The organism is Hymenobacter amundsenii (assembly GCF_002204745.1).
Taxonomy (GTDB): Bacteria; Bacteroidota; Bacteroidia; order Cytophagales; family Hymenobacteraceae; genus Hymenobacter; species Hymenobacter amundsenii.
Genome location: NZ_NIRR01000006.1, coordinates 129,412 through 152,204 on the forward strand (window position 1 = coordinate 129,412; position 22,793 = coordinate 152,204).

A 22,793-nucleotide genomic window follows, 5' to 3' on the forward strand; every position below is an offset into this window, starting at 1 on the left:
CTAACTACCTACGCCCTAAGCCCTGCTAAATGCCCTACAAAGACCGCGAAATCGAGAAACAGTACTTCACCATCGGCGAAGTGGCCCAGCAGTTCAACGTGGCCCCCTCGCTGATCCGGTTCTGGGAAACCGAGTTCGACGAGCTGCGCCCCCGCAAAAGCAAGAAGGGCAACCGCCTGTACACGCCCCAGGACATCGATATTTTCCGCACCATTTACCACCTCGTCAAGGAGCGCGGCTACACGATACCCGGCGCCCGCGACCTGCTCAAGCAGAAAGGCCCCCAGCTCAAGGAAAAAATCGACGTGATTCAGAGCCTGGAAAAGGTGCGCAAGTTTATGGTGACCATGAAAAAGGAACTAGACGCCATTGGGAAGACACAGCAAGGGTAACATATAAATACGGAGCCAAACAAATAAAAATGTACTACACCCTGCTCGATGCATTTTTAATATTAATTAAATTTTTTATTCTATTTCTCTTGTTGATTAACAATAGAAATAGAATAAAAAACACAATAAATTTTATTGCATTTTTCAGAGGTAAGGAGTTGTCAGAGACTGAATCTAATGCACTTATTCATGAATACAATTCATTGCCAGGTTTCGTTAAATGGTTTCCAGACAAGAATAGATACGCAGCATTGTATAAACATACAGAATTCTACGCGTTTTATCGAAGTTCAGAGTCGAAAATCAAATTCTTGATTTATTTATTTACAGCAATATTATTACTATCTTTTTTTATTGATTTTCTGAAATTTATGGCTTATATATAAAATATCATATTTAAAAAGCAAAAATACACACTCTTCATTGCTCTTTTCGGAAACTATTTTCAACTCCAAGCTCCTTCTCTGAATTTCAAATCGTTCCTTGGCAATAAGCATCAGCAATATTTACTAGGCGCTACTTATTATATTATGCTGATTGCCCCCCCTGACGATACCCTCCTCCACGAAGTCGCCCTGACGCTGTTCCCGAACGTGGGCCCGCAGCTCACGCGGCAGCTGATGAGCTACGCGGGCTCGGCCCGCAACGCGTTGCACCTGCCGGCCGGCAAGCTGCTGAAGATTCCGGGCGTGGGGCCGGCTACGGTGGCCATCCTGACCGGCAAGCCGCGCGCCGAGGCCCTGAACCAAGCCGAAGCGGCCGTGCGCAGGGCTGAGAAAGAGGGTGTCCAACTCCTGTTTTACACGAGCAAGCAGTTTCCAACCCGCCTCAAGCAGCTACCCGATGCGCCGGTGCTGCTCTACTACCAGGGCACGGCCGACCTCAACCAGCCCAAAACCCTGGCCCTGGTGGGCACCCGCCAAGCCACCGACTACGGCCGCGAACAAACGGAACGGCTCATCAAGGGTATTGCCCCACACCGCCCCCTAATTGTGAGTGGCCTGGCCTACGGCATCGACATTGCCGCCCACCGCGCCGCCCTGCAGGAAGGACTGGAAACGGTAGGCGTGATGGCCACGGGCCTCGATGTGCTCTACCCGACCATCCACCGCAAAACGGCCGAGAAGATGCTGACCCAGGGCGGTTTACTTACCGAATTTCCCTTCGGCACCCCGCCCGACAAGTACAACTTCCCGTCGAGAAACAGGATTATTGCGGGCCTGTCGGATGGTACGGTGGTCGTAGAAGCCGCCAAAAAAGGTGGCGCCCTCATCACGGCCGACCTGGCCCAGGGCTATGACCGCGACGTGCTGGCGTTGCCGGGCCCCCTGGGCTCGGCCGCTTCAGAGGGCTGCCATGAGCTCATCAAGAACAACAAGGCGGCTCTCTACTCCGAGCCCCGCGACATTGAGCAGCTCCTCAACTGGGACCTGGCCCTGCACCTGAATGGCCGGCCCAAAGCTCCCACCACCTACGATCCGCTGGACTTCACGACGGAAGAATTCAGCATCGTGATGGTGCTGCAAGCCGCGCCCAACCGCGAAGAACAGCTGGATACACTGGCCTGGAAAGCCCAATTGCCGGTGCATCAGGTAGCCGGGCTGCTGCTGGGGCTGGAATTTCGGGGCATCGTGAAAGCCCTGCCGGGTAAACGGTTTGCGCTGGTTTAGGCTTTCCGGGTAGCCAATAGCCATTGGCCATAAGCGTCCGTTTCTCTGGCTAATAGCCATCAGCTTAAACCACTATGTTGCTTTACAACGACACCCTGCACGCCGCCGCTACCTTTTCGTTGCCGCTGCCCAATCGGGGCCTGTTTTTCAACGATGGTTTTTTCGAGACGATGGTGTGGGCCGGCGGCGCACTACGCTACCAGCCCCACCATCTGGCCCGCATGCACCGCGCCGCGGCCGTGCTGGGTCTGCCGCTGCCAGCCGCCCTGGCCACACCTGCGGCCCTGACGGCCACACTGGGCCAGTTGGTAGCCGCTCAGCCTATACCGGGGCTACCTCAGCGAGTGCGCGTCCAGTTCTGGCGGGCGGGAGCCGGCCTGTATACCGCACCGGAACCGGCCGCCACCCAATGGCTGGCCACCGCGCAGCCATTCGAGGCCCGCGACACCCCCCTAGCATCGGTTGACTTTGCCACGACCGTGCACGCGCAGCTTTCCCCGGTATCGTTCTGCAAGGGCCCCAACGCCCTGCTCTATGTGCTGGCGGCCCGCGAACGGGAACAACGAGGTTTGGATGACATAGTACTGCTCTCGGCCCAGGGGTACGTGGCCGAGGCCGGGGCGGCGGCCGTGGGCTGGATTCGGGACGGCGCCGTGTACGTGCCAGCTGAAGCGGCGGGCGGCGTAGCCGGCACCCGACTGGCGCACCTAAAGGCCGTAGCCGCAACGCTTGACATTGCTTGGCACGAGGGCCTCTACGAACCCGCTGATATGCTGGCGGCCGAAGCCGTATTTACCGCTAACGTGGCCAGCATACGGCCCGTACTGCGCCTGGGCACCGTTCGCTTAACTTCCGGCCAACATCCGCTACTAAAGCAGTTGCGGCTAGCCGACAGCGCGGCGGGGTAACCCGATCAGGCGCGCCGTAGGTTGAACCAGCTATCGAAGTACTGCCAGAGGTCGTGCTCCGTGACGTTGTTTTGGCGCAGTACTTCGGCCAGATTCTGGTGGCCGGCATCGAGCGAGTAAAGCGCTATCCAAGCGCGATGACGGCGGCTTAAAGTAGGTAGAGGACAAGCTAGCACGGAGAAGTTGGTCAGATAGTGATTCAATCCATCATCCCAACTACGATTTTATCTACTGATTTGGATTATGCTAATATACTTGAAATATTCTGTTTCCCGAATTGGGCCAATTCAACGCCGGCCCCTAAATTGGTGGCGCCGCCGTAATTCAAGCCAGCTCTCCAGGTAATGGCTCAGATCTTCTTCGGTTACTTCGTTCTGCTTAAGTACCAACTGGCGGTCAGTCGACTGGCTTTCCAGGCAGTACAAGGCAATCCAGGCGCGGTGTTCGCGCGGAAGGCCAGAACCGGAAGTGGACATAGCGGGCATAATTGACATGCCATACATACGTTTTTATTCCTATTCGTAGATTTGAATTTCCCGAAAAGATTTCTCGCGTCAGTCCTGTTTCAGCCCGTCTATACCGCCACCGGGGCCTTAATGGCGGGCCAAGGGTCGTAGTTTTCCAGGGTGAAATCCTCGTACCGAAAAGCAAAAATATCCGTTGCGGCCGGGTTGAGGCGCATAAGGGGGAGCGGGCGGAACTCGCGGGTGAGCTGGAGACGGGCTTGCTCCAAGTGGTTGCTGTAGAGGTGGGTGTCGCCGCCGGTCCAGATGAATTCGCCGGGCTGCAGGCCGGTCACCTGGGCCATCATGAGCGTGAGCAGGGCGTAGCTGGCAATGTTGAAGGGCACGCCCAGAAATACGTCGGCCGAGCGCTGGTAAAGCTGGCAGCTCAACTTACCATCGGCCACGTAGAACTGGAACAGCGCGTGGCAGGGCGTGAGACGCATGAGCGGCAACTCAGCCACGTTCCAGGCACTCACTACCATCCGGCGCGAGTCGGGCTGGGTGCGCAGCAGGTGCACCATCTGAGCAATCTGGTCGATGCTCTGGCCATCGGGAGCCTGCCAGCTGCGCCACTGCTGGCCGTAAATCGGACCCAGCTCGCCGTGCTCGTCGGCCCATTCGCGCCAGATGCTTACACCCACTTCTTCCAACGACTGGTTGCTGGTGTCGCCGCGCAGAAACCAGAGCAGCTCGTGGATGATGCTTTTGAGGTGGACCTTTTTGGTGGTTACCAGTGGGAAGCCCTGCTGCAAATCGAACCGCATCTGGTAGCCGAACACCGACAGCGTACCAGTGCCGGTGCGGTCGGTTTTGCGGGTGCCATGGTCGAGGATATGCTGGAGTAGGGTGTGGTAGGGGCGCATAAGGCAAAGTAGCAGAAGCGTGGGCCGGGCCGGCGGCCGGGCAGCTTGTGAAGCTATCCTAAAAATAGACGGTCGGCAAAGCAGGAGGCCAAAAGTAGACAATTTGCTACTCGTTCGAAGCAGATTCTTCGCCCCCTAACGGCTCCTGTCACGACCCTACCTCCTGCCGGCGCAGCACCTTTTCGCACCTTTTCCAGTAGTTGAAGAAGCCGGGGAAGTAGCCGGTCACTTCCGGCACCAGCCAGACGCGGGCGTCGTGGGTACCGGGGTAGTGGCCCGACGACGGGTGCTGGCGGGTATAGATGGCAGGTACCTGGGCCAGCTGCACCAACTCGGCTACTTCGCCCACGAATACCTGCACGCCAGCAATATTGTCGAGGGCCAGTTGCCGGATGAAGGCCAGCACGGCTTCACTCACCGGGAAGCGCCGGAAGTGCGAGGGCTCCAGCAGCAGCACCCGGTTGGCGGGCTCCTCGGCGCGCCATTGCGGGTCGAGGTGGTAGCTGTGGTAGAGCAGCAGCGGCAGCGCCGGATCAATCACCGGGGCGGGCGTAACGGGCAGCGGCGTGGTGAAATCGGGCACGAGGGTGGCCTGAAGCGCTGGGGGCACGGGTAGCGCGGGCAGCTCCTCGTAGGCCACATCGAGGTAGGTGTGGCGCTGCTGGCTGCCGGTGTAGTGGTTGATGTTTTCCTGGTTGCAGTAGTACTGCTTGCTGGCAAATGCGCCCGCCACCCACTGCCAGCTGCACGTGTTGCTGGCCAAGTCGCCGTCGAGCAGGTGGTAGTAGAGCCAGGCCGCTGGGGCCGCCCAGTACGCCCGCCCGATGTTGCAGGCCAGGCTGGCCACGTACATGCGCAGATGGTTGTGCAGGTAGCCGGTGGCGTAGAGGCGGCCGATGTGAGCATCGACGGCCGCAATGCCGGTACTGGCCGCGGGCAGGGCGGCCGGCAGCTGCCGGTGCTGGACACCGGGCTGGGGCTGGCGCAGATCGGTGAACAGGTCCTCCCCTTTCGCCTCCCACACCCGCTGGAAAAAGTCGCGCCAGCCCAGCTCACTGGCCAGCTTCTGCATGTCGTCGAAGGCGAAGCCGCGGGCCAGCAGGGCGTCGTACACCTGCCGGGTACTGATAACGCCCCGGCTCAGGTAGGGCGAGAGGTAGGTAAGGGCGCCGTTGAGAAAGTTGCGCGAGCGGCCGTAGCGGCCCGGGTCGATGGCCGCCACCCGGGCCAGCACCTCCTCGTAGCGGGTCGGAAAGCTGATTTCGGGGGCAGCGGCGGCCTCGGGCTGGGCCTGGCCGGCGTGCAGTTTGGGCAGGTGCTTGCTCATGGCGGCAGTCGGGCGCGGCAGCCGCGCTACCGCTTGCTGATTTTGTTAAGCGAAATGTTGCGCTGTTGGTCGCTCTTGAAGCCAGTTACATCGGCGGGGCGCAGCGCCCTGTGCTTGGTGGCCCGGCCGGTCACCCGCGCCCGCCACATCCGGAACGAGGACGCCTTCATTTCGCGGCGCATGAGGGCAATAACATCCTTTTCGGCCAAGCCAAACTGCGCCTCAATGGCGTCGAAGGGCGTGCGGTCTTCCCAACCCATTTCAATAACGCGGTCAATGTCGGCAGGAGACAGGATGATGGGTTGCGCGGGATTTTTGGACATAAGGCGGCGGGTTGAATCGGGGCAGCTTCGCCCGGCGCTTGTGCAAACACCGGGTTTCGGCAGATGTTTTCGGCCAGCGGTCTAGCCTCTCCACTACCCAGCTCAGCAAGCCCAGTGAGAAGCTCTACTGCAAATTGAACCACATCTGGTAGCTGAACACCGGGAGCGTGCTAGTGCCGATGCGGTCGGTTTTGCGGGTGCCGCAGTCGAGGATGTGCTGGAGCAGAGTAGTACTAATGAATTGGGGAAAGAAGAACAGGTGGGAGAGATAATAACAGAGAAAACCGCCTAAACACCAAGGCATCAGGCGGGTCTTCTACCTAATAACCGCCGCTAACGGGCGCTGGCGCTGGTTATTTCAAGGGCGTAATATTTTGATCCAGCTGCCAGGATTTGTCCCGACCCCGGATGGTCGCGGTAGTTACCACTGAACTCTACCTTCTGTCCTTCGCTTTGCAACGCTTCCGGCAGCCCACAGGCAACCCCGTAGTAGACCGAATCAAAGGTCCCGGGCACTGCATACCGCACCACGAAGGCATTTAGTGCTGAGTCGAACTTGACCAGCCCCTGCCAGTTGTCGGCCCGCATCCGTATCGGCCCCTCCGTTGCGCATCCAGCAGGAGATATTCCACAATCCTTTTTACAGCTGCCAAAGCTTAAAAGGGCCATTAGGAGCAGCAGATAGTAACGGTTGTAAAGCATAATGTTCAAGACAGGATTGATACTACAACATGAGTTAAACTCTAGTGGCAAAGTTGCATGAGACTCTATTCTTAGTTGGCCGGTAGCACCGTGCGCCAGGCCTCCGTTTCGGCGTATTCCTTCACCACGCGCCCACGCTCCTCCAGAAACGCCCGCAGGTAGCGCCCCAGCACCAACGCATCAACCAGCCGACCCAGCCAGCCCAGCGGGGAGGCAAACTCAAATACGTCTCGCATCAATGTACCACCCGACTCCTGGGCCTCGAAATAGTGCTCGTGCCGCATGTACTGGAACGCGCCGCGCTGCATTTCGTCGCAGAAGTAGCGGGGCGCATCCAGCGCGGTTATCTGGCTTGTCAGCGTCTGCCACACGCCGAAGTGGCGGGCCCGGAACGTGACCGAGTCGCCGAGTTGCAGCACGCCGCTGCGGACGCCGGCCACGATGGTTTCGCCGGTTTGGCGGGTGGAAATGGCGTGCAGGTCCACGCTCAAGGCCCACCGGAAGCAGCGTTCCGGTGGGGCGTTGATGTGGGTTAGGATTTCGAGGGTGGGCATTTCTATTGTACGATGAACGATACCTTCACTTCTTCCTCGGTAGCCCCGGCGGCGGGCTCGAACCGTAGCTGCCGGAAAACTCGCCGGGCCTCCTCCTGCAGAGCCGCCTCTCCGACTGCCCCGGCCGGAACAGTGCTGCCGACTACCTGGGCACTCAGCACATTCCCAGCCTCATCAACGGCAAGGCGCAGGGTTATCACGCCTTCCGTTTGAGCTTTCAGGGCTTCAATAGGCCATTTTATGTTATTCCCGACAAAGTGCGCGTAGCCTGTAGCCTTAGCTGCCGCTAGCTCGTTGCGGGTGGGTTGGCTAATACCACGCTTCACCAACGGACTTTTCGCCCATAATTCCGCGCGGCGCAACGAGTCCTGGTGGCCCTTGGTGCTCGGTGGCGGGGCGGCCACCGGCAGGGCTTCCCACCGATTATAGCTACTCTGCGCCACGGCTGGTAGGCCCGGCAGCAGCAGCAACAGCAGCAAGCCTGGCCTACCAGCCGTATTTAGGGAGGAAGGAGTGCGCCAGCAATCTGAGTAGCTTCCAGTCCATAATTGTCTGGTAAGTCAAATGCCCCATGTGCTTTCCGCGCATGGGGCATTTTCGTTCTTATGATTCCGTAGTTTTCTACAACGACTTCCCTACCACCTTGGTGGCCGGAGCCGGCGTAGCGGCGGCAGTGCTGGCTTTGGCATCCTTTTTCATGCAGCACGAAGGCGTACCGGCCGAACCCATGCTCCCGGCCATATCGCAGTGGGCTTTGGCTTCGGTAGTGGCGGCCTTCTTGGCTTTCTTGCCTTTGGCGTCCTTCTCACCTTCGTGGGCGGAAGCGGTACCAACGAAAGCAAACAGGGCGAGGGCGAGCAGGGCGTTTTTCATGGGAGGGCAATAAGTAAGAGAGGAAACAAATGGTGGAAACCGGCGGTTGGCTTTCGGCTGCTCTAAAGTAAGCACATAGCGCCGTAATTCCACCCGGTTGCGGGACTTACTTCCGGCTTCCGCCGCCAGATACCCCGCCGCCCCGCGCAGCAGCAGCTTCGTGCTATTTTTGCTCCCCGATTTGCCAAGCGCAAGCTTCGCTTCGCCTACCTTCGGTTCACGCTCCCTATGCCCCTTCGCCGACTCGCACACCTGACGCTACTGGCCCTCGCGCTGCTCACGGCGCTGGCCGTTTTTTTCGTAGCCCAACTGCGCTTCAACTACAATTTCAACGATTTCTACCCTGCCGGCGACCCCGACCTCGACTATTATGAGGAGTACTCGGCCCGCTTCGGCAACGACAACGACTACGTGCTGCTGGGCCTCGAAGCCCCGAAAGGCCAGACGGTGTTCGCGCCCTCGTTTCTGGTCCGGGTCGACTCGCTGACCCGGTTTCTGGGCGGGCGGGCGCACGTACTGCGGGTATCGTCGCCGACCAATGCCAGCAACCCGGTGGTGGAAGGACCGGGCGTGTTCAACATCCCCTACCTGCACCCCCAGGACCCCAGCCGCCGGGCCCTCGATTCGGCGCTGGTTTACCGCACGCCGGGGCTGGTGGGCAACCTGATTTCCCAGGATGCCCGCGCCGCCACCATCCTGTTCCAGACCTCGCCCAACCTGAGCAAGCCGCCCGGCGACTCGCTGCTCAACGCCTTGCGCCGGGAGCTGGGCCGCCAGGGTTTCGCCGAAGCCGACTACCACCTGGCCGGCAAGCAGGTGGCTCAATCGGTGTTCGTAGACCGGCTCCAGGACGAGCTGGTGCTATTTATGAGCCTTTCGGTGCTGCTCGTGACGGGGCTGCTGTGGTTTGCGCTGCGCACCTGGTGGGGCGTGGTGCTGCCGCTGGTGGTGGTGTTGGGGGCCATTTTGTGGGGGCTGGCCGTGATGTCGGCCGCCGGCATCAGCATCGATTTGATGACGGCCCTGCTGCCGGTGATGCTGTTCGTGGTGGGCATGTCCGACACCATTCACCTCATCACCCGCTACGTGACGGAGCTGGGCTACGGGGCCGAGAAAAAGCAGGCCCTGCTGGTGGCCATGCGCGAATCGGCCTTCGGCTCGGGGCTGTCGGCCCTGACGACGAGCATCGGCTTTTTCTCGCTGATGACCAGCTCCATCCGGCCCATTTACAACTTCGGGCTGTTTACGGGCATTGCCATTCTGCTCACGTTTGGGCTGAGCTTCACGCTGCTGCCGGCCCTGCTGCTGCTGCTTAAAAAGCCTCAGCTACGGGTGCCGCGCGCGCAGGGCCACAGCTGGGACGGCGTGCTGGGCCGGTTATTCCGGCAGGTACTGGCCCGGCGGCACTGGGTGGTGGGCATCAGCGCCGTGGTGCTGGTGGTCTCGATCGGGTCGGCCTCTACCATCCGCATCAACTCGGCCCTGCTCGACGACCTCTCGAAAAACGACCCGGTGAAGCTGGATTTCCGGTTTTTCGAGCGGCAGTTTGCCGGCGTGCGGCCCTTCGAGCTGGCCCTCAGCCCCGGCCCCGGCCGCACGGTGTTCGATCTGGAAGTGCTGCGCGAAACCGAGCAGATTGAGAACTACCTGCAAAAAAGCTACGGCCTCAACTTCGTGGCCTCGCCCGTCACCATCATCAAATCGGTGCGCAAGGCCCTGAACGGGGGCATGGTAGAAGAATACCGCCTACCTGCTACCGAGGACGAGCTGGCGCGGCTGCTGCGCAAGGTGAAGCTGTTTCGGCGCAAGCCCGAGTTCCGGGCCCTGGCCCTGCCCGATGCCACCGCCGGCCGCCTCACCGGCCGCATGGCCGACGTGGGCAGCATCAAAATCCACGCCCTCAACGGCGGCCTGCGGCAGTTTCTGCGCACCGCCGTCGATTCGACGGTGCTCCGAACCCGGCTCACCGGTTCGGCCAACCTCATCGACAAAAACAACGAAAACCTGAGCCGCGACATGATTACGGGCATGACCCTCGACATCGTGATGGTGACCATCATTGTACTGGCCCTGTTCCGGAGCCTGCGCATGACGGCCGTGGTGCTCATTCCTAACTTGGTGCCGATTCTGATTGTGGCTGGCGTGATGGGCGCGGCCGGGGTGAGCATGAAGGTGAGCACGAGCATCATCTTTACCATCGCCTTCGGCATTGCCGTCGACGACACCATCCACTTCATGAGCAAGCTCAAGCTGATGCTGCTCAAGGAAGACGACCTATTCAAGGCCGTGCGCAAAACCTACCTCATGGCCGGCAAAGCCGTTATCGTGACGTCGCTGATTCTGGTCGGCGGCTTCTCGACGTTGCTATTCTCCTCGTTCGACGGCACGTTTTACGTGGGCTTCCTGATTGGCCTGACGCTGCTGTTCGGCGTAGTGGCCGAGCTGACGCTGCTGCCAATTCTCATTCTGTGGCTCTACAAGCACAAGCCCAAAGCCATTCGGGAGGCGGTGGTGGTTCCCTGACATTGTAGCGAAAGCAGGCGCGGTGGGCGCCGGGTCGTTCCTGGAACTGCCCGGCGCTTTTTGCGTACACACCGCGCCCCCTGCGGCCTGAAATTACCTCCCCATCTTTGCGCCCATGAAATTCCTGCTGCCCGTTCTGCTCGCCTTTTCCTGCACCGCCGCCCTCGCCCAATCGCCCCCGACAACCCCACCCGCCGCCCCCGACCCGCTGCCTGCCCTTATTCAGGAGCGCCAGCAGCTAGTGAGCCAGTACGAGGCTGCCAACCGCCAGCGCAACGCTTTTTTGGCCAATAAACCCAGTAAAAAAGATCTGGAAGAAGTTGTGGATGCGCTCAAGGGCATCATCCGCAAAGACACTGAGCTGATCCAGGCCGTACAGGAAGCCACCCTGCGCCGCACCGCCGCCGTAACGGCCGAAAACCAGCAGGTGAAACAGCAGGTATCCGTGGCCCAAACCGACCAAACGACCACTCGCCAACGCTTCTACGACCTGGAAAACCAGATTACCAACCTCCAGGAACGCGACCGGCAGCGCGACAAAAAGCTCCGCGACCTGCAAGCCACCGCTGATGCCGCCACCAGCGCCCGCACCTCCCGCGAACTGCTGGCCGTAGCTCTGGCCCTGCTTGCGGCCGGCCTGCTGTTCTACGTACTCAAGTTGCGCGGCCAGTCATCGGCCCGGCCAGCGCGACGGAAGTAGTTATCAGTTATTGGTTGTCAGTAAAAAGAACGTCATGCTTCGACTGCGCGGACGCCAGATGAGGCATGACGTTCTTTTTTACCCTAAAAATCTACTCCCGTACCAACTTCTCGGCCCGGAATACATCGTCAGCGGCTTGTAGCAGCTTGGCGCGGAGTTGGGGGTTGTAGCTGGGGTGGGCCGCCAGGAACTCGCGGACGGTGCGGGCGGCGGTGGGCGTCTGGTAGCTGCCGAGCGTGGACTGGAGCCAGGAATAGGGAAAGAAGATGTCGCCGGTCTGCTGAATTTCTTCGAGCAGCGCCAGGCTCTGGGGCAGGTATTTTTCGGAGGTGGCGGCCCGGAGCGGATGGTGCAGGTAGCCCAGCGCGGCCGTCACCCAGGCTTCCTTTTCGCGGTTCTTTTCATCGGAGAGCGAGGCGAAGAAGGCGTCGCGGGTGGCCACGTCGAGCGAGAGGGCGGGCAGCAGGAACTCCATGCGCTTGCGGCGGTCGGGGTTGGGGATGCGGGTGAGTTGGCGGGCCAGGATGGGCGCGGGGGCCGGGTAGTCGCGCACGGCCAGGGCCAGCGCTAGGCTAGTGTAGTCGTCCTCGGTCAGCTTGACGCCCGCCGGAGCCTGCTGGGTGTCCCAGATGCGGTAGAGCCGCGTTTGGGCCGCCTGGCTTAGGGCTATACTCTGGTAGGTTTTGAACAGCAGTTTTTTGGCGTTGGGCGCGGGGTTTTGGGCTAGCGCCGCCCATAGGTCCTTCTCCAACTCCGGCCCCACGGCCTGCCGCTGAGCGGGCGTGAGGAACTGCCAGAATATGGCGCTGGCTTGGCCCGTGAGCAATTTCAGGTTCAACTCTTCGGGCTCGCGGGTGAGGGCCTGGCGGTAGGTCGTGAGCAATTCAAGCGGCTTGACGACTTCACCGCGGAGCATGTTCTCGTAGAGGTTCACGTAGCTGGCGGCCCGCGCCACGGGGTCTTTCAGCCCGGTAAGCGCGGGTAGCACTTGCGGACTCACCGGAAAAACGCCGTAGCCCAGGCCCGTGGAGTTGAACAGAATAAACGCGGGGGCCGGCTCGCCCACGGCGGCGGGTACCGCCACTTCGCGGGCGTTCTGGTTCACCGTCAACTCGCGGGTGCGGCCGTTGGGGTACACCAGCAACACCTCGAACAGCTGGGGCCAGATCCGCTCGGAGCCGTCTTCAGCCTGCTGGCGCAGGCGCAGGCTGGTAATCTTACCTTGGGCGGTTTGCAGGTCGTAATTGAACACCGGGCGGCCGGGCTGGTTCACCCAAACCTGGTTCCAGGCCTGCAAATCGGCAGGCGTACGTTCGTCCAGTATGCGGATGAGGTCGGGCCAGGTGGCGTTGCCGTGGGCGTACTGGCGCAGGTAGGCGCGCAGCCCGTCGCGGAAGGGCTCCTCCCCCATCAACCGCTCCAGTTGGCGCATCATAATGGGCGCTTTGTGGTAGATGATGCCCCCGTAGAGCGAGCCCGCGTCGCTCAGATTCTCCAGGTTCTGGCGGATGGGGTTGGCCCCGCTGGTGCGGTCCACGCCGTAGGCAGCCGGGTAGTGGTCGATGACGAACTTGAGGTCGTAGTTCGACTCCGGCAACGCCACCTGGGTGATTTTATCGGCCATGAAGTTGGCAAACACCTCCTTCATCCACACGTCGTTGAACCACTGCATGGTCACCAAATCGCCGAACCACATGTGGGCCGTTTCGTGGGCCAGCAGGTTGGAGCGGGCAATTTTCTGGTCCTGGGTCGCGCCCTCATCCAGAAACAGCGAGCTGGCCTTGTAGTCGATGGCGCCCACGTGCTCCATGCCGCCGTACTGGAAATCGGGCAGGGCCACGAAATCGAACTTCTGAAATGGGTACGGGATGCCGGTATAGCCCTCCAGAAACCTTAGCGCGTCGGCATGAATCTGGAAGATGGGGTCCAGGCTCAGGGCCAGCTTGCTTTGGTCGGTTTCGCGGTGCAGCAGCTGCATGGGGCGGCCCGCCGGACTGCGCACGAGGCGCGAGAACCGGCCCGCCGCAAACGAGAACAGGTAGGTGCTGATGGTATCGGAGGGCGCGAAGCGGTAGGTTTTGCGGCCGTTTGCGCTGGTCGAATCCTGCAATGGGCCGTTGGCCAGGGCCTGCCAAGTGTCGGGCAACGTGAGCGTGAGCGTGAAGGCGGCCTTCAGGTTGGGCTGATCGAAGACCGGAAATACTGTGCGGGCGCGGTCGGGCACGAGTAGGGTGTAGAGGTAATCATCGTTGCGGTTGAGGCTCTGGTTACCGGCCGTAAAGTTTATTTCCACCGTATTGGGGCCGGTTTGCAGCGCGGCGGCGGGCAGCACCAGGTGCTCGTCGTGGTGGTCAATGGGCACCGGCCGGCCGTTCACGCGCAGGGCGCGCAGGTTGGCCGTTCGCTCCTTAAAGTCGAGCTGCAGCGGCTGACCAGCATCGGAGAGGCGGAAACGGATGGTTTCGGTGGCCGCGATGGGCGCGGCCTTGTCGGCGGGCACGTTCAAGCTCAACTCGTAGCCCAGCCGCGAAACCCGGCGGGCCCGGTCCTCGGCCAGCTCCCGGCTCACGCCCGCCACCACGGCCGGGGCGGCAGTTGCAGCAGCAGCGACGGGCGTAACCCCCGATATCAGCGGGGCGCGGGTGCAGGCCGCCAGCGAAAGGGGCAGAGAAAGCAATGGATAAACGGCGCGCGGGAAGGCGGAAAATGTCATGTCGAGGGGAAAAGCGGCAGCCCAAGATACCGCCGTTTAGCCGCTGTGGCCCGGACTTTAGTCTGTAGCCCCCAAGTAGCCCGGGTAACGGCTGAGCTACGGACTAAAGTCCGGGCCACAGACCTATCTTGTCCACCGATGCCCGCTCCTTCTCCCCTGCCCGCTCCCATCCTCCCGCACCTCTACCCGCTAGGCGAAACGGCCGTAGTGCTGGAATTCGGCACGCTCATCAGCAACGCCACCAACACCACCATTCAGGCCGTCGCCGATTACCTGCTGGCCCAGCCTTTTGTGGGTTTCACCGAACTGGTACCTGCCTTTACCACGCTCACCGTTTTCTACGACCCCTGGCAGGTACGCTCGGCCGGGGCCGGGTCGCCATATGAAGTCGTGGCCGCCACCTTACGGGAACGGCTGGCCCAACTGCCTACTGCCGCGGCCGCCGCGGAAACCGGGCCGGTGGTAGAAATACCGGTGTGCTACGGGGGTGAGTTCGGGCCTGATTTAGAGGCGGTGGCCCAGCACTGCGGGCTGAACCCGGCAGACGTAGTGGCCCGCCACGCCGGGGCCGATTACCGGGTGTATTTCATCGGTTTCGCGCCCGGCTTTCCCTATCTGGGCGGGCTGCCCACCGAGTTGGCCACGCCCCGGCGCGCCAGCCCCCGGGCCGCAGTGCCGGCCGGAGCAGTGGGCATTGCCGGGGCACAGACCGGTATTTATTCCTTGCCCACGCCAGGTGGCTGGCAGCTGATCGGCCGCACTCCGGCCCGGCTGTTCCAGCCCGAAGCCCCCGACCCCAGCCTGCTGCGGGCGGGCAGCGGCTGCGATTCGTACCCATCACGGCGGAGCAGTTCCATCAGTGGCCCGCCGCATGAGCCTGCACATTTTACGTCCCGGCCTGCTCACCACTATTCAGGACGCTGGCCGGCCCGGCTACCGGCGGGCGGGCGTGAGCGTGGGCGGCCCTGTTGATGCCCGAAGCCTGCGCGTGGCCAACCTGCTGGTGGGCAACCCGCCCGGCGCGGCGGCCCTCGAAATCACCCTGCTCGGCCCCACCCTGCGCTTCGAGGCCGACCATCTGCTGGCCCTCACTGGTGCCGACCTCAGTATCACGCTCAACGGCCAGCCTTTACCCCTGAACCGGGCCGTGGCCGTGCGGGCCGGCACCGAACTCACCTTTGGCCGGCCCCAAGCGGGCTGCCGGGCCTACCTGGCCGTGGCCGGCGGGCTGGCGTGCCGCTGGTGCTGGGTAGCCGCGCTACCTACCTGGCGGCCGGCATCGGGGGGCTGGCGGGCCGGGCTTTGCGGACCGATGATGTGCTGCCCGTAGCGGAACCCGCTCCTGCCGCCGCTAGCCTGCGCCAGCACCTGCTGGCCCGCTCGCCCGAATTGCCCTGCGTAGCCGCGCCCTGGTTCGCCGACCCGGCCCTGACGCCCCAGCCCGAAGCCGCGCCCGTGCTGCGGGCGGTGCGCGGACCGGAATACGGGCAGTTTACGGCGACCAGCCAGCAGGCTTTCTGGACCGAGGAATTCCAGATGACGCCGGCCTCCAACCGCATGGGCAGCCGGCTGGCGGGCCCACCCTTGCTCCGCTCCGCCGATGCGCCCGAGCTGCTGTCTGCGGCCGTTACATTCGGCACGGTGCAGGTGCCGCCCGGGGGCCAGCCCATCGTGCTGCTGGCCGACCACCAGACCACCGGCGGCTACCCCCGCCTGGCCCTGGTAGCCGCCGCCGACTGGTCCCGCCTGGCCCAAGTGCCTCCGGGCGGTACGTTGCGGTTCCAGGAAATCGGTTTGGAGGAGGCGCAGCAACTGTATATGGCCCAGGAAGACCAGCTGCGCCAGCTGGAACGGGCCGTGGCGTTGCAGTTCAGCCAGCACCTCACCCCCTAGCCCCCTCTCCTCGGGAGAGGGGGGACTAATTCTTAATTTCTAGAGTTAAGGCAGCTAGAAATAGAGTAGGATTCTATTTTTTAGTCCCCCCTCTCCCAAGGAGACTAGGGGGTGAGGTGCCGGTGAGGCGACCAAAATAACTTCCGCCTATCTTACTGCCCATGAATCCAACCCTTACCATTGACCTCAACTGCGACCTGGGGGAAAGCTTCGGTGCTTACTCCCTGGGGCAGGATGAAGCCATTTTGCCCTTGATAACGTCGGCCAATATTGCCTGCGGCTACCACGCCGGCGACCCGGCCGTGATGAAGCACACCGTGCGCCGGGCCCTGCACCACGGCGTGGCCCTGGGGGCCCACCCCGGCCTGCCCGATCTGGTGGGTTTCGGCCGCCGCGAAATGGCCATTTCGGCCGAGGAAGCCTATGATATGACCGTGTACCAGATTGGGGCGCTGCTGGCGTTTGTGCGGGCCGAGGGCGGCACATTGCACCACGTAAAGCCCCACGGCGCGCTCTACAACATGGCCGCCGGAAACCCCGCCCTGGCCGAGGCCCTGGCCGAAGCCGTGTACCGGGTGGCCCCCGAAGCCTGCCTCTACGGGCTGGCCGGCAGCGCCCTGCCCCAGGCCGCCGAAAAGCTGGGTCTGCGCACCGCCCACGAGGTTTTCGCCGACCGTAGCTACCAGCCCGACGGCACGCTCACGCCCCGCCGCCAGCCCGGCGCGCTGCTCACCGACCCTGCCGAAGCCGAGGCCCAGGTGCTACGCATGGTCCGCGAGGGCCGGGTGCGGGCGCTGTCGGGCGGGGACGTCGTGATTCAGGCCGATACAGTGTGCCTGCACGGCGATGGACCCCACGCCCTGGACTTCGCCCGGCGGCTGCGGGCCGCGCTGGCAGTGGCCGGCGTGGCGGTGCAAACGCCTTCCGGGCTCCGCGTATGAAGCCGGCCCGCAACTGGGGCGTGCTGCTGGGAGCCGCTTTTCTGATGGCCACTTCGGCCGTGGGGCCGGGCTTTCTCACCCAGACCACCGTGTTTACCGAGCGGCTCGGAGCCAGCTTCGGGTTTGTTATCCTGGCTTCTATCTTGCTCGATATCGGGGTGCAGCTGAACGTGTGGCGGGTAATTGCCGTGGCCGAGCTGCGGGCCCCCGACATTGCCAACCGCGTGCTGCCGGGCCTGGGCAGCGTCATTTCGGTGCTGATTGTGCTCGGCGGCCTGGCCTTCAATGTGGGTAACGTGGGCGGAGCCGGCCTGGGCCTCTCGGCCCTCACGGGCCTGCCGGTGCCGGTGTGCGCCGTGCTGGGGGCCGGGGTGGCGCTGGGAATTTTTCTGGTGCGGGAGGCCGGGCGGCTCATGGACCGCTTCGCCCAGGTAATGGGCCTGGTGCTGGTGCTCACTATCGTGTACGTGGCCTTTTCCACCCACCCACCTCTGGCCGAAGCGGCGCGTCGCACCCTCGTTCCTACCCAGCTCGACCTCACCTCCATCATCACGCTGGTGGGCGGCACGGTGGGCGGCTACATCACCTTTTCCGGCGGCCACCGCCTGCTCGACGCCGGCATACGGGGCGAGGCTGCCCTGCCCGAAGTGACGCGCAGCGCCGTGCTGGGCATTTCGGTGGCCTCGCTGGTGCGGGTGTTCCTGTTTCTGGCTACGCTGGGCGTGGTGAGCCAGGGCTTGGCCATTGATGCGGCTAACCCGCCCGCCTCCGTGTTCCGGCTGGCGGCCGGGGAGCTGGGCTATCGGCTGTTTGGGGTCGTCATGTTCGCGGCGGCCGTCACGTCCATCATCGGCTCGGCCTACACCTCCATTTCCTTCCTCAAAGTCCTGCTGCCACAAGTAGCGGCCCGCGAAAACCGCTGGATTATCGGCTTTATCGTGCTTTCCACGCTGCTATTCCTCACCATCGGCCAGCCAGTGCAGGTGCTGCTTTGGGCTGGGGCACTCAACGGTTTCATCCTGCCTCTCACCCTGGGCACCCTGCTGGTAGCGGCCTACCGCCCGGCCATTGTAGGCTCCTACCGCCACCCGCTGGTACTGGCCGTATTTGGGGTACTGGTGGTGCTGGTGATGACTTGGCTCAGCGGCTCGGTGCTGCTGAAGGCGCTGGGAGTTTAGGGCGAAGCTCCAGCTTCGCGTATCGTTGCTGACGACCACACGACTTCGTTCAACGGTACGCGAAGCCGTAGTTTCGCGCTACTTGGAGCGCTTATCAAGTCACTGTACGGTCTGTAGAGACACGACCCATCGCGTCTCGGCGTTGCGCAATAACCGTTCAACGAGGAGACGCGATGGGTCGCGTCTCTACAGACTTACAGACCGGATACTAACCCGAGAATCGCTCTACCTTCGCCGCATGCCCTACCCCGCCCGACTCCTGTTCGCCGCCACCCTGCTACTGGCCGCCGGCTGCACCACCCCACCCGCCACTACGGCCTACGACTTGGTTATCACCCACGCCAACGTGGTGGACGTGGAGACCGGCACCATCCGGCCCGACCAGACGGTGGCCGTTTCAGATGGCGTCATCCGCCAGCTCGGTGCCACTACGGCTAGCACCCCGCGGGCCACGCGCACCATCGACGCCCAGGGGCGCTACCTCATGCCGGGCCTCTGGGACATGCACGTGCATTTTAGGGGCGGCGACTCGCTGATAACGGCCAACCGCAACCTGCTGCCCCTGTACCTGGCCCACGGCATTACCACCGTGCGCGACGCGGGCGGCGACCTGACTCCGGCCGTACAGCAGTGGCAGCGGCAGATTACGGCCGGCCAGCTGGCGGGTCCCACCATCTTCACTTCGGGTCCGAAAATAGACGGACCGGGCGCATTCTGGGCCGGTTCGCTGGAAGTAGAAACGCCCGCCCAGATTGCCCGCGCCCTCGATTCGTTGCAGGCGCTACGGGTTGATTACGTGAAGATTTACGAGAGCACGATTTCGCGGGAGGCGTTTCTGGGCACCATTGCGCAGGCCGAAAAGCGGGGGATGCTGACCACCGGCCACATGCCTTACACCGCCACGCTGGCCGAGGCGTCCGCGGCGGGCCTCGACGCCTCCGAGCACCTCTATTACGTGTTCAAGGCCTGCTCTAATCGGGAAGACAGCATCACGGCCGCTATCCGCCAGAGCCAGGGCTCCGCGAAGCCCATCGGGCTGTTTGCGGCCCTACCGGCCGTGTACCGCACCTACGACCCGGCCACCGCCGCCCGCACGTTCCGGATGCTGGCCGAGCGGCGTACGGCCGTGGTGCCCACGCTCTACATTCAGCAGCTATTGGCCGATTTGCCCACCATCGACCACTCCCGCGACTCGCTGCTGGCCTACATCGACCCCAGAATTGAGGCCACTTACACCCGCCGACTGGCCGGGGCCCGGCAGCAATCGGCTGCCACCCGGGCGTTCAACCAGCAGCTCGGAGCCCGGTTCCGGAGCCTGATTCCGGGCATGCAAAAAGCCGGCGTGCTGCTGCTGGCCGGCTCCGACAGCGGGGCTTCGAACTCCTACGTGTACCCCGGTGCGGCTTTACTTGGGGAGCTCGACCAGCTGGTGCGCGCCGGCCTCACGCCCGCCGAGGCACTACGCACGGCCACTATCAACGGGGCCATCTTCTTTCACCAGGAAGCCACCGCCGGCTCCATCGCCCCCGGCAAAGCGGCCGATTTGTTGCTGCTCGACCAAAACCCGCTGACCAACCTATCGGCCCTCCGCGGCCCGCACACCGTGGTGGCCCGGGGCCGGGTGTATTCGGCCGCCGAGTTGCGGCAGATGCTACAAGCCGTGCGGCGGCGGTAGCAACGGGCTATGTGCTGGTTGGGGCAGCGTAAGCAGCCCGCCCGAAACCTCTCCGCGGCGGTCGGGTTTGGGTTGAACAATCGAAAAGCTGACGCAGAACAGCTGTAGCGCGAAGCTCCAGCTTCGGGTGTCGCTGAACGAAGTCGTGTGGCAGTCAGCAACGATACGCGAAGCTGGAGCTTCGCGCTACGGCCGTTCTGCCCCTTTTTAATCATCCCTCCACTACCCTATGCGCTTTCTCTACCTCCTGTTACTCTGGCTGCTGCCGCTCCTCAGCCTAGCCCAAACGGGTGTGCTGAGCGGCACGGTGCGCGACCGGGCCACCCAGCAGCCGGTGCCGGGCGCCACCATCACGCTGGAAGGTAGCACGCTGGGCACGGCCGCCGATGAGCAGGGCCGCTTCCGGCTGGCTGATATTCCGACGGGCAGCTACAACGTGCGGGCCTCGTTTATTGGCTACGAGCCGCTGCTGCGGGCTAACATTGTTATCACCAGCGGCAACGCCAACATTGTGGGCCTGGAGCTGGTGGCCAGTCAGCAGCAGCTGGGCGAGGTGACCGTGACGGCCAGTCGGGCCATTCGGGTGGCTACGGCCGAAACACCGCTGAGCGTGCAGCGCCTGAGCGCCCAGGAAATCAAGAGCAACCCCGGCGGCAACTTCGACATTTCGAAGGTGGTGCAGGTGCTGCCCGGCGTGGGCGGCGGCGGCACGGGCGGCACCGCCGGCTTCCGCAACGACATCATCATCCGGGGCGGCGCGCCCAACGAAAACGTGTACTACCTCGACGGCATCGAGGTGCCGGTCATCAACCACTTCCAGACCCAGGGCAGCGCCGGCGGGCCGGCCGGCATGCTCAACGTGAGCTTTATTGAGGACGTGACGCTGAGCACCTCGGCCTTCGAGGCCCGCTACGACAACGTGCTGAGCAGCGTGCTGCAGTTCCGGCAGCGCGAGGGCAACCCCGACCGCGTGCAGGGCAACATCCGCCTGAGCGGCACCGAGGTGGCTGGCACGCTCGAAGGCCCGCTGGCCCCCAATACCACATTTCTAGCCTCCGTGCGCCGCTCCTATTTGCAGGTGCTCTTCAAGCTGATTGACCTGCCCATCCGGCCCGATTACTGGGATTCGCAGTTCAAAATCACCTCCAAGCTCGGCCCCAAGACCACCCTCACGGCCCTGGGCCTGGGCGCTTTGGACCACTTCGAGGTGGCCGTGCCGCGCACCACCACCCCCGAGAAGGCCTACATCATCCGCAACACGCCCACCATCGACCAGTGGAACTACACCGTGGGCCTGAGTCTACGCCAGCTGCTGCCGCAAGGCTACCTCAACCTGGCCCTCAGCCGCACCCAGCTCAGCAACCAAGTCGACTTTTTTGAGGGCGGTTCGGTTAACCGGGGCGATGAAAGCAAACGGGTGCTGCTCACGCGCTCGGGCGAAACCGAGAACAAGCTGCGCCTCGACGTGAACCGCAGCGCCGGCCGCTGGCGCTACGCTTACGGGGCCGTGGGCCAGCTCATCCACTACGACAACCGCTTTTTCAACCGCCTGCGCCAGGCCGTACTGGCCCCCGATGGTACCGAGCAGCAGCCGGCCGTTACCGTCAATTTCAACTCCAGCCTCGACTTCGCCCGCTTCGGCGCGTTTGCCCAACTCACCCGCTCCTTTCTGGATGCCGACCGGCTCACGCTCTCGGCCGGCGTACGCACCGATGGCAACAGCTTCACTGATGGCGGGGCTAATTTGCTGCGCACGATTTCGCCCCGGATTTCGGCCACCTACGCTCTCACGCCACGCTGGAACGCCAGCGCCAGTGTGGGCCGCTACTACAAAATTCCGCCCTCCACCCTGCTAGGCTTCCGCGATAATGCCGGCCAGCTGGTGAATAAATCCAACCGCTACATCGGCAGCACGCACTACGTGGCGGGCCTGGAGTTTCTGCCCAGCGCCAGCCGCCGCCTCACGCTCGAAGGCTTCTGGAAGCAGTACGACCACTACCCGGTGAACGTGCGCGACGGTATTTCGCTGGCCAACCTAGGTGGCGACTTTATTGCCCTCGGCAACGAGGCCGTGACCAGCACCGGCCGGGGCCGGGCCTTCGGGGGCGAGCTGTTCTTTCAGCAACAGCTCACCCGCAACCTCTACGCGGTGGCCTCCTACACGCTGTTCAACAGCGAGTTCACCGGCGCCGATGGCCGCTACAAGCCCTCGGCCTGGGACACCCGCCACCTGGCCTCGGCGCTGCTGGGTCGCAAATTCGGCCGGGGCTGGGAGCTGGGCCTGAAGTACCGCCTGGCCGGCGGCGCGCCCTTCACGCCCTTCGACAACGCCGCCTCCCGGGCCAATTACCTCACCGTGGGCAACGGTGTGCTCGACTACGACCGCCTGAACACCCAACGCCTGGGCACCTTCCAGCAGCTCGATTTCCGGCTCGACAAGAAAATCAACCTGCGCCGCTTCACCTTCGATTTCTACGTCGACATCCAGAACGCGCTGGCCCTGAAGTCGCCCGCCACACCCAGCTACGCCTTCCAGCGCACCCCCGACAACACCGAGTTCGTCTCCATCGACGGCCAGCCCCTGCGCCCCGACGGCAGCAACGGCATCCCCGTGCTGCTCGACAACAACGCCGCAACCGTACTGCCCACCATCGGCTTTATCGTGGAGTTTTAGTGGTAGAGCTATTTAGGTAGCCCTGCGCTCAGCATGACCGCCTTGTGCTTTCTAATAGGTTCGAACCGAGAATCCGGCCCAAAGGCACCGGCCGGCCTATTTGGTCGGCGCTTGGCTGAGGTCTAGAGCCTGTTATGGACTGGTGGCGCGAAAAACGCCTTTTGCCAGTAAGAGTGTAGCGAAGGCCAAGAAGTGGAATTGGTGCATGGTCAGGGCCAGCCGTTCGTAGTCGCGGGCCAGACGCCGGAAACGGGCCGCCCAGCCGAAGCTGCGCTCGACGACCCAGCGGCGAGGCAGCAGCACAAAGCCGGTCTGGCCTTCGGGCTTGGCAATAACCTGTAAGTCAATGTCGTGTACGGCCGCGGCATACGCGGCGTC

At 62.9% G+C, this 22,793-nt stretch carries 21 protein-coding genes and 1 pseudogene; 11 read left to right on the forward strand and 11 right to left on the reverse strand.

What is annotated here, in order from left to right; genetic code table 11:
* The first annotated feature begins 29 nt into the window (after positions 1–29).
* From CDA63_RS06250 to CDA63_RS06260, 3 genes are all read left to right on the forward strand, one after another.
* Positions 30–392 (forward strand): MerR family transcriptional regulator, encoded by a 363-nt coding sequence (locus CDA63_RS06250; RefSeq protein WP_088463592.1) that lies wholly within the window; start codon positions 30–32, stop codon positions 390–392.
* Between the two features lie 530 nt (positions 393–922).
* Positions 923–2,062, forward strand: coding sequence for a DNA-processing protein DprA (gene dprA / locus CDA63_RS06255; RefSeq protein WP_088463593.1), 1,140 nt, complete (start codon positions 923–925; stop codon positions 2,060–2,062).
* A gap of 74 nt (positions 2,063–2,136) precedes the next feature.
* Positions 2,137–2,970 carry an aminotransferase class IV gene (locus tag CDA63_RS06260; protein WP_088463594.1) on the forward strand — a complete coding sequence of 278 codons (834 nt, stop codon included), beginning with the start codon at positions 2,137–2,139 and terminating at the stop codon, positions 2,968–2,970.
* 5 nt (positions 2,971–2,975) lie between these two features.
* Here the strand turns inward: CDA63_RS06260 and CDA63_RS20780 are convergent, their stop codons facing one another.
* The 9 genes from CDA63_RS20780 to CDA63_RS06300 all read right to left on the reverse strand — a co-directional run bounded on the left by CDA63_RS20780 (position 2,976) and on the right by CDA63_RS06300 (position 8,118).
* Positions 2,976–3,146, reverse strand: coding sequence for a hypothetical protein (locus CDA63_RS20780; protein ID WP_165768214.1), 171 nt, complete (start codon positions 3,144–3,146; stop codon positions 2,976–2,978).
* A gap of 398 nt (positions 3,147–3,544) precedes the next feature.
* Entirely contained in the window at positions 3,545–4,339 is a 795-nt protein-coding gene (locus CDA63_RS06265) for a thymidylate synthase (protein WP_088463595.1), read from the reverse strand.
* A gap of 148 nt (positions 4,340–4,487) precedes the next feature.
* Positions 4,488–5,666 carry an FAD-binding domain-containing protein gene (locus tag CDA63_RS06270; RefSeq protein ID WP_088463596.1) on the reverse strand — a complete coding sequence of 393 codons (1,179 nt, stop codon included), beginning with the start codon at positions 5,664–5,666 and terminating at the stop codon, positions 4,488–4,490.
* A gap of 26 nt (positions 5,667–5,692) precedes the next feature.
* Positions 5,693–5,989, reverse strand: coding sequence for a TIGR03643 family protein (locus CDA63_RS06275; RefSeq protein WP_088463597.1), 297 nt, complete (start codon positions 5,987–5,989; stop codon positions 5,693–5,695).
* 124 nt (positions 5,990–6,113) lie between these two features.
* A complete protein-coding gene (locus CDA63_RS21270; protein WP_088463598.1) occupies positions 6,114–6,293 on the reverse strand; it encodes a hypothetical protein in 180 nt (59 codons plus the stop codon).
* 29 nt (positions 6,294–6,322) lie between these two features.
* On the reverse strand, positions 6,323–6,691 hold the full coding sequence (locus CDA63_RS06285; RefSeq protein ID WP_088463599.1) for a hypothetical protein: 369 nt from the start codon (positions 6,689–6,691) through the stop codon (positions 6,323–6,325).
* A gap of 71 nt (positions 6,692–6,762) precedes the next feature.
* Positions 6,763–7,245 carry an SRPBCC family protein gene (locus tag CDA63_RS06290; RefSeq protein WP_088463600.1) on the reverse strand — a complete coding sequence of 161 codons (483 nt, stop codon included), beginning with the start codon at positions 7,243–7,245 and terminating at the stop codon, positions 6,763–6,765.
* Positions 7,246–7,247: 2 nt separating this feature from the next.
* Complete coding sequence (locus CDA63_RS06295; protein WP_088463601.1) at positions 7,248–7,724, reverse strand: TonB family protein; 477 nt, start codon at positions 7,722–7,724, stop codon at positions 7,248–7,250.
* Positions 7,725–7,866: 142 nt separating this feature from the next.
* Positions 7,867–8,118 carry a hypothetical protein gene (locus CDA63_RS06300; RefSeq protein WP_088463602.1) on the reverse strand — a complete coding sequence of 84 codons (252 nt, stop codon included), beginning with the start codon at positions 8,116–8,118 and terminating at the stop codon, positions 7,867–7,869.
* A 228-nt stretch (positions 8,119–8,346) separates the two neighbouring features.
* Between CDA63_RS06300 and CDA63_RS06305 the strand changes: the two genes are divergently transcribed.
* A complete protein-coding gene (locus CDA63_RS06305) occupies positions 8,347–10,641 on the forward strand; it encodes an efflux RND transporter permease subunit (RefSeq protein WP_088463603.1) in 2,295 nt (764 codons plus the stop codon).
* A 115-nt stretch (positions 10,642–10,756) separates the two neighbouring features.
* A complete protein-coding gene (locus CDA63_RS06310; protein WP_088463604.1) occupies positions 10,757–11,341 on the forward strand; it encodes a hypothetical protein in 585 nt (194 codons plus the stop codon).
* 91 nt (positions 11,342–11,432) lie between these two features.
* On the opposite strand, the gene CDA63_RS06315 is transcribed toward CDA63_RS06310, so the two are convergent.
* Positions 11,433–14,054 (reverse strand): M1 family metallopeptidase, encoded by a 2,622-nt coding sequence (locus CDA63_RS06315; RefSeq protein ID WP_088463605.1) that lies wholly within the window; start codon positions 14,052–14,054, stop codon positions 11,433–11,435.
* 138 nt (positions 14,055–14,192) lie between these two features.
* Between CDA63_RS06315 and pxpB the strand changes: the two genes are divergently transcribed.
* The 6 genes and pseudogenes from pxpB to CDA63_RS06345 all read left to right on the forward strand — a co-directional run bounded on the left by pxpB (position 14,193) and on the right by CDA63_RS06345 (position 22,415).
* Positions 14,193–15,026, forward strand: coding sequence for a 5-oxoprolinase subunit PxpB (pxpB, locus tag CDA63_RS06320; RefSeq protein WP_199797505.1), 834 nt, complete (start codon positions 14,193–14,195; stop codon positions 15,024–15,026).
* Positions 14,926–15,947, forward strand: a pseudogene (locus CDA63_RS06325) (5-oxoprolinase subunit C family protein). The gene pxpB and the pseudogene CDA63_RS06325 overlap by 101 nt, the downstream one beginning before the upstream one ends.
* Positions 15,948–16,108: 161 nt before the next feature.
* Positions 16,109–16,888, forward strand: coding sequence for a LamB/YcsF family protein (locus CDA63_RS06330; RefSeq protein WP_088463606.1), 780 nt, complete (start codon positions 16,109–16,111; stop codon positions 16,886–16,888).
* The gene (locus tag CDA63_RS06335) at positions 16,885–18,066 is read left to right on the forward strand and encodes an NRAMP family divalent metal transporter (protein ID WP_088463607.1); all 1,182 of its coding nucleotides are present in this window, start codon (positions 16,885–16,887) and stop codon (positions 18,064–18,066) included. Before CDA63_RS06330 ends, CDA63_RS06335 begins: the two co-directional genes overlap by 4 nt.
* Positions 18,067–18,304: 238 nt before the next feature.
* A complete protein-coding gene (locus CDA63_RS06340) occupies positions 18,305–19,741 on the forward strand; it encodes an amidohydrolase family protein (RefSeq protein ID WP_088463608.1) in 1,437 nt (478 codons plus the stop codon).
* Between the two features lie 229 nt (positions 19,742–19,970).
* Positions 19,971–22,415, forward strand: coding sequence for a TonB-dependent receptor (locus CDA63_RS06345; RefSeq protein ID WP_088463609.1), 2,445 nt, complete (start codon positions 19,971–19,973; stop codon positions 22,413–22,415).
* Positions 22,416–22,547: 132 nt separating this feature from the next.
* Here the strand turns inward: CDA63_RS06345 and CDA63_RS06350 are convergent, their stop codons facing one another.
* Entirely contained in the window at positions 22,548–22,763 is a 216-nt protein-coding gene (locus CDA63_RS06350; RefSeq protein ID WP_394335384.1) for a transposase, read from the reverse strand.
* Positions 22,764–22,793: the final 30 nt, after the last annotated feature.